General features: G+C 38.2%; 8 protein-coding genes and 2 tRNA genes. 7 read left to right on the forward strand and 3 right to left on the reverse strand.

The features are described from left to right. Positions 1-38: 38 nt before the first annotated feature. From F968_RS00655 to F968_RS00665, 3 genes are all read left to right on the forward strand, one after another. Positions 39-2,120: a methyl-accepting chemotaxis protein gene (locus F968_RS00655; RefSeq protein WP_004789270.1), complete on the forward strand. Its 2,082-nt coding sequence runs from the start codon at positions 39-41 to the stop codon at positions 2,118-2,120. A gap of 148 nt (positions 2,121-2,268) precedes the next feature. Beyond that, on the forward strand, positions 2,269-6,771 hold the full coding sequence (locus F968_RS00660; protein ID WP_004789273.1) for a hybrid sensor histidine kinase/response regulator: 4,503 nt from the start codon (positions 2,269-2,271) through the stop codon (positions 6,769-6,771). After that, positions 6,771-7,238: a hypothetical protein gene (locus F968_RS00665; protein WP_004789275.1), complete on the forward strand. Its 468-nt coding sequence runs from the start codon at positions 6,771-6,773 to the stop codon at positions 7,236-7,238. The genes F968_RS00660 and F968_RS00665 overlap by 1 nt, the downstream gene beginning before the upstream one ends. A 34-nt stretch (positions 7,239-7,272) precedes the next feature. Here the strand turns inward: F968_RS00665 and dapE are convergent, their stop codons facing one another. The 3 genes from dapE to F968_RS00680 form a co-directional block, all read right to left on the reverse strand. Beyond that, on the reverse strand, positions 7,273-8,409 hold the full coding sequence (gene dapE / locus F968_RS00670; protein ID WP_004789278.1) for a succinyl-diaminopimelate desuccinylase: 1,137 nt from the start codon (positions 8,407-8,409) through the stop codon (positions 7,273-7,275). A gap of 125 nt (positions 8,410-8,534) precedes the next feature. After that, positions 8,535-8,678: an entericidin A/B family lipoprotein gene (locus tag F968_RS00675; protein WP_003655297.1), complete on the reverse strand. Its 144-nt coding sequence runs from the start codon at positions 8,676-8,678 to the stop codon at positions 8,535-8,537. Between the two features lie 122 nt (positions 8,679-8,800). Further along, positions 8,801-9,682 (reverse strand): DUF1853 family protein, encoded by an 882-nt coding sequence (locus F968_RS00680; protein ID WP_004789280.1) that lies wholly within the window; start codon positions 9,680-9,682, stop codon positions 8,801-8,803. Between the two features lie 103 nt (positions 9,683-9,785). Here F968_RS00680 and F968_RS00685 point away from each other — a divergent pair, with 103 nt between their 5' ends. From F968_RS00685 to F968_RS00700, 4 genes are all read left to right on the forward strand, one after another. Further along, the gene (locus F968_RS00685; protein WP_004789283.1) at positions 9,786-10,145 is read left to right on the forward strand and encodes a YbaN family protein; all 360 of its coding nucleotides are present in this window, start codon (positions 9,786-9,788) and stop codon (positions 10,143-10,145) included. Positions 10,146-10,303: 158 nt separating this feature from the next. Beyond that, positions 10,304-10,807 carry a cell wall-recycling L,D-carboxypeptidase ElsL gene (gene elsL / locus F968_RS00690; RefSeq protein WP_004789284.1) on the forward strand — a complete coding sequence of 168 codons (504 nt, stop codon included), beginning with the start codon at positions 10,304-10,306 and terminating at the stop codon, positions 10,805-10,807. A gap of 206 nt (positions 10,808-11,013) precedes the next feature. Continuing rightward, positions 11,014-11,089: transfer RNA gene (locus F968_RS00695), tRNA-Val, on the forward strand. Between the two features lie 24 nt (positions 11,090-11,113). Further along, positions 11,114-11,190 (forward strand) — tRNA-Asp (locus F968_RS00700). Positions 11,191-11,193 lie beyond the last annotated feature (3 nt).

Below are 11,193 nucleotides of genomic sequence, written 5' to 3' on the forward strand. Positions count from 1 at the left end.
TACGCTGTGAAAAACAGAGTATTTTCTGGGGAGAAGCTATGGGCTTTAAGCTTAAAAAGAAAGGCGGCAATCGTGTTGCGTCCGAAAAATCGGGACTCAATTTTATTGCAAAAATCCAGTCAGGAATTGAGCAATACGCCAGTTTATTTGGGGAAAGTGAAAAGTCCAAGCCTATCCTTTATGTAGCGTTGTTATGTTTGGTATTTGCTTTAACTTCTCTCGTTTATTTATTTTATAGCGTACCTCGACATAACGAATTAACACGTAGTTTGGGTGAGTTGCGTTTATTGTCACAAACAATTTCTAGACAGGCTACTGAGGCAACGGCTTCTGGTTCACCTAAAGCTATGAAAGAGTTAGCGGAATCAAATAAACTTTTTGCAGAAAATATCAAAGATGTTGAAAATATTCACGGTACATCTTCAAAAGAATACAAAAAGGTTGCAGTTCTGTGGAAAGCTTTGTCGTATGACATTAACTTGATCTCGTCACATCAAGACGTAATTAATCAGTTATATAACATGAATATCTCGATTAGTGATTCTATTCCAGAGATTCAGGCCGAATATAACTTGATGGTTGATAAGATGGTTCGCGAAAAAGCCCCAAGTAGTCAGGTGATTATTGCTAAGAACCAAGTATTTATTGCAGAACGTATTTTACGCTCTATTAACACTGTTTTGGTTGGTACTGAAAACTCTCAGACCTCAGCACATGACTTTGGTGTGGATATTGAGACGTTTGGTGTGTATTTAAATGCACAGTTAAACGGAAATGCTGAATTGGGTGTTGCTAGAGTTGAGTCTCCGGAAGTACGTGAGTCTTTGGAAGGTATTAAATCTGAATATGATAAAGTTTTAAAATCTGCAGCGGCATCAGTTCTTAAACATACAGATCAGATTGTAAACGTACGTCAGTCATCAGGCGAGATTTTGTCGGAATCTGATGAAATGTTATCTGTATTGGGTGATCTTTCTGAGAAAACACAATATGGTTGGAAGGCCTTTGCTTTAGTTGCTCTTCTCACATTATCACTTCTTGGTTTAATTAGTTCAGTCTTAAAGCTTTTATCACTTCGTAGTAAAGCAGATAAACAACGTGTAGCTACCTTGCAAGAAGAATATGACCGTAACCAAAACGCGATTTTACGTTTACTAGATGAAATCGCTGACTTGGCAGACGGTGACTTGCGTTCATATGCAACGGTATCTGAAGACTTTACGGGAGCGATTGCCGACTCGATTAACTTTGCGATTGACCAATTACGTGATCTTGTATCCCGAATTCATGAAACTTCTCAGGAAGTTGCCCGCTATACGCATGATACACAGAATATTACTAACCAGTTGGCAGAAGCATCAGAGCATCAGGCACAAGAGATTGCTGGCGCATCAACTGCAATGAATGAAATGGCGCAATCAATTGACCAAGTATCTTCAAATGCATCGGAGTCTACCGAGGTAGCAGAACGTTCGGTACAAATTGCTTCTAATGGCGCACAAGTGGTAAACCGTTCAATTGAAGGTATGGACACGATTCGTGAACAGATTCAAGAAACCTCTAAACGTATTAAACGTTTGGGTGAGTCTTCACAAGAAATTGGTAACATCGTATCGTTAATTAACGACATTGCGGACCAAACAAACATTCTTGCATTAAATGCAGCAATTCAAGCATCTATGGCAGGTGAGGCAGGACGTGGTTTTGCCGTGGTTGCAGATGAAGTACAGCGTCTTGCTGAACGTTCAGCATCGGCAACTAAACAGATCGAAACTCTGGTTAAAACAATTCAGACCGATACTAACGAAGCTGTTATTTCAATGGAACAAACAACAACTGAGGTTGTACGCGGAGCGAACTTGGCAAAAGATGCGGGTATTGCCTTGGACGAGATTCAAAAAGTATCTGGTGACTTGGCAAACTTAATGGCCAGCATTTCTGATGCAGCAAAACTTCAGTCTGCATCTGCGAGTCATATTGCGACAACTATGACCGTCGTACAAGAAATTACTTCGCAAACGACAACTGCAACATTCGATACAGCACGTTCGGTTTCTGAATTAGCAAATATGGCAGAGTCATTACGTGAATCGGTAACGGACTTTAAATTACCTGATTAAATTGGGGACGAGGATAGCTGTTTCTATAATAGCTATCCTTTTAAAAAGTATTAAGAACGCTAGGTAAATATTGGGGACACAGCTATTTATCTGGTGTTGACTCTGTCGTTTTTCTCCATTTAGGAGACAAGCAAAAGAAGCCTTTGCTATGAAAGAAATATTAAAAACTTTAACTGAAGCAATGATGCTACCGGAAGATAGCTATTCTCAACAAGATGCTGAATTTATTGATATCTTCGTTGAAGAAATTGAAGAAATTTTTGTTGAATTGCAATCTCTGATTCATGAATGGATGCAATCTAAAAATGTTGCTACGCTGACTGAGATCCGTCGCCATTTTCATACCTTGAAAGGTTCAGGGCGAATGATTGCAGCGAAATCCTCTGCTGAGCTTGCTTGGACTGTAGAAGATACGCTTAATCGGATTATCAATGAGAGTCTCACATTAACTCCTAACATCCAACAATATGTTCAGTTGGTATTTAAGTTCTATTTCTTTAAATTAGTAGATGACTTTAAATCTAAAAAGGAACATGCAGTAGATTTTAGACCTCTTATTTTATTGGGACAACAATTACAACAACAGCAAAGTTTAGAGCCTGCTTTAGAAGAACTTTTATTATTGTCTGATACTCTCACTGCGGAAACTAAGACTGGTTTAGAGGTGAATGATTTAGAGCCGGTGTCAGATAATTTAATTCTAGAAACCACGATAGAAAGTGAACATAATCTTGCTGAAACCTTAGTTTTATTTATGGAAGAAGCGGAAGAGCACTTAGCGACCATTGATCAATTTTTAGAACAAGAAATACATCAGCACGAAAGTTATAATGCGCTCATACGTGCGTTACATACATTGCGCGGTAGCTCGGCAATGGCTCAGGTAGAAGCAATTTTTGATGCTAGTACGAAGGTTGAGCATTTATTCAAAATCTTATTACAAGAAGAACTTTCTTCTCATTCAGAAGAGATATTATTACTCCGTGATTACAGAAAGTTTATTCGAAATTGTTTAGATCTATTAGCTGCACACTGCTCTAATGACCAATTAGATTCTGACCTGAAACAATTCAATCAGGTTTGGGATGCGTATATGGAGCAGCATGGGGAGCATTCAAGCCCACTCATGCCTCCACATGGTCTGGTATCTCAGCTGTTACAGCTCAATGTTTCAGAATTACTTGATGCAGAGCTAGATTTTGAGAAGGGAATTCGTTCTGAGTTTCCTCACTATCTTGAACGATTAAGTGAACAAGCTGACTTGTTACTGCAACATACTCAGTCTCAGGCCATGGTTGGTTTATATGAATATACGAACCAACTAAAAGATAGCTATGATGTATTGCTTGATCGACCTGACTTATTGCAATCAGATTATGTTTTTGAAATTTATCAGAAAGCACATCAACAATTAATTCAGTTATTTGACGCATTAGCTGCGGGTCAACGAGTTAGTATTATTGAGCAACACCAAAATGTTTTGGAAGAGCTAAAACTATATACCCAACATATTCCAAGCCTTAATTCTGAACCATTAGATAATCAGGATGTTGTTGAGTCGTTATTCAGTGTTGATTTAGAACAAACATCACATGAATCTCCGGTATCTATCGAAAGTGTATTAACTGATCATGTAACAATGAGTCAGACTATGCATTTAGATCGCCAGTTCATGACTACTGAGCACGTAAATCGTTATTTTGATCCAGAACTGTTAGATATTTTTCTTGAAGAAGCCGATGAGTTGCTTGAAGGAATGGATACAGATCTTAATATTTGGGTTAATGATCAAGAGAACTTTGCTGCTCTTAATAATCTGATGCGTTATTTGCATACCTTAAAAGGTGGGGCAAATATGATTCAGGCAAATTATATTGGTTTAATTGCACATGAATTAGAAAGTATTTATGAGCGCATAATTCAAAGACAGTTGGTTGCTTCATCTGCTCTTATTGATTTTATCCGTCTGATTCAAGATGATTTAGCTGACCGTCTACAAATAGTACGTGAGCAGCACCTAGATTATGCGGCTTCTTATACAATTCAAGCGCTTAAGAATGCCGGTAAGTTATATGAGTCACTTGGTTCTGTTGTTAAAGAGATGCAAGTTGAGTCTGAAACAGATGTTGTATCAGAATTAAATGTTGAAGTATTACAGCAAGAAGCTATACATGATACTGCTTTAAATCTCGATGAGTTAACTTCTAATTTTGAGCAGATTGTTGAGTCTAATACTCGACTTGTTGAGCACACAGAATTACAAGTTTTTGATGCAGAAGGCTACACAGACAGTATCCAAGATCAGGATATTGATTCTGTTGTCGAGCAGACATTTATGGAGGAAGCGGCCGAGCTTTTAGAGATGGCCGATCATCTATTAAAGCAGTGGTTTGAGCAGCGTACCAATCGTAGTATCTTACTTCAGCTACAAAGAGCAGTGCACAGTTTGAAGGGTGGTTCCCGTATGTTGGGACTAGAAACTGTGCAAGCAATTGCTTATCAACTTGAGAATGCTTTTGAAAAATTTGCGCTTTATCATTTTAGCTCAAATATTTATGACAACTTATTAGAGAGTGCAATTGTCTGGCTAAAAGAGGCAATTTTTAAGCAAAATTATCAACACTTCGATGGCTTGCAGCATAGTTTAGAAAATATTCAGTTTATTGAAACGGCAATTCAAATTCCGAGTAAATTGACTAGAACTGATCTATTTGGCACGGAACCTGTAATGAGTTTTGTGCAAGGTGATGGTACAGAACCACCGCCAATGATGGGTGCATGGGAACAAACCCAGCATCTTGAACAAAATAATGAGATGATCCGTGTTTCAGCAGACTTAATTGAGAAAATGATTGATTTGTCTGGTGAAAATTCGATTAACCGTTCACGCATTGAAATGGATCTTAGCCAATTTGGTCATACGCTTGTGGAAATGGAATTAGCCATTCAACGACTTGCAGACCAGTTACGTCGAATGGAAGGTGAATTAGAAACCCAGATTATTGCAAAACACGGTATTGAGCACTCTCGTTATACCGAATTTGATCCTCTAGAGATGGATCAATATTCTTCATTGAATCAATTATCGAAATCACTTGCCGAATCTGCATCGGACTTAGTGGATTTCAAAAATACTTTATCGGAAAAAATCAGAGATACCGAAAGTTTATTGGTACAGCAATCACGTATTCAGGCTGAAATTCAAGAAGGGCTAATGCGAACACGTTTAGTGCCATTCTCTCGATTGCTACCTCGTTTACAACGAATTGTAAGACAGACTTCTACTGCATTAGATCGACCAGCAGAGCTTTTTGTTAATAATACGGAAGGTGAGCTAGACCGGACAATGCTAGAGCGTTTAGTTACACCGCTTGAGCACATGCTTCGAAATGCAATTGACCATGGTCTGGAAGATCGTGTGCAACGTGAACAAGCACAAAAACCAGAAACTGGACGTATTGAACTAAATATTCACCGTCAAGGTACGGATGTTATTGTTACGTTTAAAGATGATGGTCGAGGTATTGATATCGAGAAAGTCCGTCAAAAGGCCCTATTATCTGGTTTGATTAATTCTGAACAAGTATTAGAACATCAAGATATTTTGCAGTTGATTTTCCATCCTGGGTTAAGTACAGCCGATCAAGTCACTCAGATTTCAGGTCGTGGTGTAGGACTTGATGTTGTACAAAGTGATATTAAAGCTTTGGGCGGACATGTAAGTGTTGACTCTGTTTATGGACAAGGAACAATCTTTACCATACGTGTTCCAACCACAGTAGCTGTTAGTGATGCCTTAATGGTTAAAGTTGCTGATCAACAATTTGCAATTCCGTTAGCTCAAATCGATCGAATTGTTCGAGTTTCACCAACATCATTAGAACAGTATTTTGGAAGTGCACAAGAGTTCTTTGAATTTGAAAATAAACGCTATCCATTACGCTATTTATCTGAATTTGTTGGTAATCAACCTATTCCACGTTTAAGTGGGATGATGTATTCGCTACCAGTATTAATGATTAAGGCCAATAATGGGCAAACAATTGCATTATTGGTTGATCAGCTTATTGGTTCACGAGCGCAGATTGTAGTTAAGCCAATCGGGCAACAGTTCTCTAGTATTGGTGCGATTGCAGGTGCAACTATTTTAGGTGATGGTCAAGTTTGTCTAATTTTAGATGGACAAAATATTGCTCGCCAAATTCAGTCTACTCGTCGACATAAGCCGCTCAATGAGACTGTCTATAGACAACGCGAGTCTGATGAACGCCGTCTCATTATGATTGTAGATGACTCTGTTACAGTCCGTAAGGTAACGACTCGTTTACTCGAACGCCAAGGCTATGACGTAGTCACTGCTAAAGATGGTATTGATGCAATTGAGCAGTTGGAAAATATTAAACCAGATCTGATGTTGCTTGATATCGAAATGCCACGAATGGATGGTTTTGAGGTACTTAACCTCGTACGACATCATGATCTACACCAACATATGCCAGTCATTATGATTACATCAAGAACTGGTGAAAAACACCGTGAACGAGCATTTGCTTTAGGGGTTAACCAATACATGGGTAAACCTTTCCAAGAAGAAGACTTACTGCACAACATTGATGCTTTTTTCACGACACGTGAAGAGGAACTTGCCTAATGAAAAATCAGATAAGTACATCATTAATTAATGAAATGGATCAGCAAGAACTTCAACACTTAATCACTGTTTCAACTGGTTTTATTGATGCATATATTATTGAATGTGATCAGCAAGTGCCGATGCTATTGCCACAAAACATAGTGTTATCAGCTATGGATGTTAAAAATGGTATTAAGCATATTGAGTGGCATGACGTAAAGCTTCCGGTCTATTCATTGCATAATGAAGTTGACTCGCGAGCGGTGGCATTGGTTATTGAAAGTGAAGATATCAGCCAACGTTTTGCCCTCATCTGTAAATCGATGCCAGCTTCAGTTCGTTTACGTATTTCTGAAGTCGTAGATGAAAATGAAGATATACAAGATACTTTACAGAATCCAAGTGTATTTAAATATGTGCGAATGGAGAATCAACGCTACCACGTGCCTAATTTGCAATATATACAAAACACAATTCATCTATAAAAAAAAGGAACTCATTTGAGTTCCTTTTTAATTTCTATTTAGCTAATAAATTTTCTAAAATTTGCTCATAAATATCAGTTAGGGGATCGAGGTCATGCACATCAACATGTTCATTAATTTGATGAATTGTTGCGTTAAGAACCCCTAATTCCAATACCTGTGCACCTGTCGGAGCAATAAAACGTCCGTCCGAAGTACCACCACTTGTTGAAAGCTCAGTTTCAGTACCAGTTACATTTAAAATAGCAGTTTGAGCGGCATTAACGAGTTCACCGATTGGAGTCAGGAAAGGTAGACCAGACAAATTCCAAACGATTTCATATTTTAAACCGTGTTTATCTAAAATCTCATGAACACGTTGTTTAAGCTGTTCAGCTGTCACTTCTGTTGAATAACGGAAGTTAAAAGTAACTTCTAAAGTACCCGGAATTACGTTGGTTGCACCAGTTCCAGCATGAATATTTGAAATCTGGAATGATGTTGCTGGGAAATATTCATTTCCATTATCCCAAACAGTTTGGCATAGCTCTGTTAAAGCAGCTGATGCCTCATGAATTGGGTTAAGTGCTAAATGTGGATAAGCAACATGGCCTTGTTTGCCTTGGACCTTTAATACTGCATTAAGCGAACCACGACGCCCATTTTTAACAATATCACCTAATTTATGAGTACTTGAGGGTTCACCTACCAAACACCATTTAATTTTTTCGTTACGTTCTTCAAGAGTCTCAATAACCTTGACCGTACCATTAACAGCAGGACCTTCCTCATCTGAAGTAATCAGAAATGCGATAGAACCTTTATGGTTTGGATGTTTTGCTACAAAACGCTCAGATGCGACAACCATAGCTGCCAAAGCTGTTTTCATATCTGCCGAACCACGGCCATATAGTTTTCCATCGCGGATTTCAGGTGCAAATGGATCTGAATTCCACGATTCTAATTTACCTGTCGGAACGACATCAGTATGACCTGCGAAACAAAATACAGGCTCTTCAGTTCCGCGACGTGCCCAGAGATTATCTACATCACCAAAACGCATTGGTTCAATATGAAAACCAACTTGGCGTAAGCGGTCTGCCATGATGGTCTGACAAGTATGATCAACTGGAGTAACAGAAGGTTGTTGTAAAAGTTCTAGGCTAAGCGAGAGAGTATCTGAATGGTTCATACCGGAAATTGCGTGCTGATCAGGTGAAATATAGTCCGATATAATAGGCGAATCTCTACGTGATGGGTACGTAAAAATAAAAAAACCTTATCGGAACGATAAGGTTTTTTAGTGATAACTCTAACTTACATTTTATCTTGTGTTTTTTCAGCAGTATTTGTTACAGCATCACCTGCTTTAGAAACATCTTTACCGAAACCCTTAAACGTATTACAGCCTGTTAAAACAACAGCAATCATCACAGAAGCAGCTAAAACTTTTTTCATCATTTTCTCCGTTTAAATTTAATAATGAAGTAAATTTAGATTAAAAAACAATCGGAAAAAGAAACATGACTGTTTAATAGTAAAAACGTTATAAAATGTTTCTAGAAACTTAAATTTCTTGTTAATTATTTAAATTTCTGCAAGTTGGACTTAAATTTTAAGTATGTAGGATGTCTAAACATGTAAAACCGAATTTCCGGACTATTTTTACAATATAAACCGTCTGTCCACCAATGTGCTGGGGCAGAACTAGGTTGTTTATTTGGACATAGCCATTCGTGTCTTTCTAATCGATAAAAAGAAGAATGAGGAATTGTGGTGCCCCAATACCCTAAACGACGCTGTAAATTTATCCATTCAGGTAGGCGCTGTTGTAAATTTAAATCTAGAGGAAGATAAAGCTGACCCTTTAAAACCGAAAAACGTTGTTGAATTTCGAAGTTTAAGGCTTCCGGAAACTGAAATTGTTTGTTCGTAAAGTGATAAAGCTTTTTACTTAAAGTATCCTGACGGTTTAAGCCAATCCATTGTTCTAAATGTAAATCTGCCTCACCGAGATAATATTTTAAGGCTACCTCCCAGTGTTCAATCTCTTGAGTTTCTTTATTTAAAATTAAAAAATCCAGCTCGCCTAATGTCTTTGGCCCCTCAATTTTTTGAATACTATGTCCTAATAATTGATACGGATGATACTGATCCTCTTGCAACCAAAACCAGAGTAGATGTTCAAAGCGTAAACCTAGACGTGTACTTTTAAGCTGAGATAAAAACTGAATTAAAGGCGCTGGGGTTTGATCAAGCTCTTTCAAACGTGGTAAATAATTTTGAAAATGAACTTCCCAAACCTCACTTGGATGTAGCTTAAAATGATGTTGTATATCTAAGCTTTTTGGTAATTGGCAAAGTAAATTTGGACTAGCAATACAAAAAGCGAGCTGTCGAACTATAGGATGTTGAAATTGAAGCCATGGCTCGAAATAGGACGTTTTAACTGAGGCAATATTCATACATTTAATACTCGAAGTAATTCATCCTAATTTCATAACGGATCAACAAAAAATATTAGAAAAACACTTTATACTAACGCTAACAGCAGGTTAAGGTTTATATATGCGAACATTGTTCTGGCGCTCTTTAGTCGTGATTTTTATCACGCTAGGCATTATTGGAGCAATTTTACCAGGTATGCCAACAACAGTGTTTTTGATTCTGGCTGCTTGGGCTGCGTCAAAAGGCTGGCCACAAATGGATAATTGGTTGTTAAATCATCCTAAATATGGTCCAACGCTACGTGATTGGCGAGCTAATGGCACAGTGCCTCGTAAAGCGAAGTGGATTGCAAGCATAATGATGGCGATTAGCGGAATTATCATGCTATTCACTTCAGCACCACTTTTAGTCAAGGTTTTTACTGATCTTACTATGTTCATCGTTGCAGTTTGGTTATGGCTACGCCCTCAGCCAAAATAAAAGATTGATAATCTTTTATTTTGGCGTAAGACAAGCAGTGAAACTGCGCGTAGATAAAAGAAGATTGATAATCTTTTATTTCCAATGCAAGACAAGCTCTTACAACAATTTTTTAATTAAACTCAATGTATTTGAGTTGATATAAGAGAATAAGTTCAATGTCTCAATTTAAGCTCGAAGATGCGGATGTTCTTATCGATTTAGCAAACCAAACATTAACTTTGCCTAAACATAATAAGTTTTATGTCATTTCTACAGGAAAGAATGGAATTGGTGAGCAGGAAAACACGGGTAGAACACCGCGCGGATGGCATAGAGTAGCCAAGAAAATTGGTGCGGAGTCTCCACAGAATGCGGTTTTTATTGCACGTAAGCCAACAGGGGAGGTTTATAGCACTGAGTTAGCTACCCAACATCCTGAACGAGACTGGATACTTTCCCGTATTCTTTGGTTAGATGGCCTAGAAGAAGGTTTTAATAAAGGCGAAGGCCATGACACCATGCAGCGTTACATTTACATTCATGGGACTCCAGACACGCAACCAATGGGAGTGCCAATGTCACATGGCTGCGTTCGAATGCGTAATGAAGAAATCATTGAGCTATTTGATTTAGTTGCTGAAGATGCGTTAGTTTATTTATCTGAACAATCTTTAACCTGAGAGCGAGTTTTATCTAATCTTGATGAGCTGTGTAAATGTGGTAAATATTGAAATAAGTGTTTAAATAAAATACAAAAAATTGTTTTTTACTTAATAATGACTTATTTTTAATCATTCATTCGCATTTTTTTAAAAAGAAGTCGAAAAGCGTTTGACACCTGTTAAAGATTCTCTATAATGCACCTCACAAACGATGAAGACGTTAAGGGCGCTTAGCTCAGTTGGTAGAGCGTCTGCCTTACAAGCAGAATGTCGGCGGTTCGATCCCGTCAGCGCCCACCAAGCCTTTACGTTAAGCTCTCAAGTGCAGCGGTAGTTCAGTTGGTTAGAATACCGGCCTGTCACGCCGGGGGTCGCGGGTTCGAGCCCCGTCCGCTGCGCCACTT

It is taken from the genome of Acinetobacter sp. NIPH 817 (assembly GCF_000368405.1).
GTDB lineage: Bacteria > Pseudomonadota > Gammaproteobacteria > Pseudomonadales > Moraxellaceae > Acinetobacter.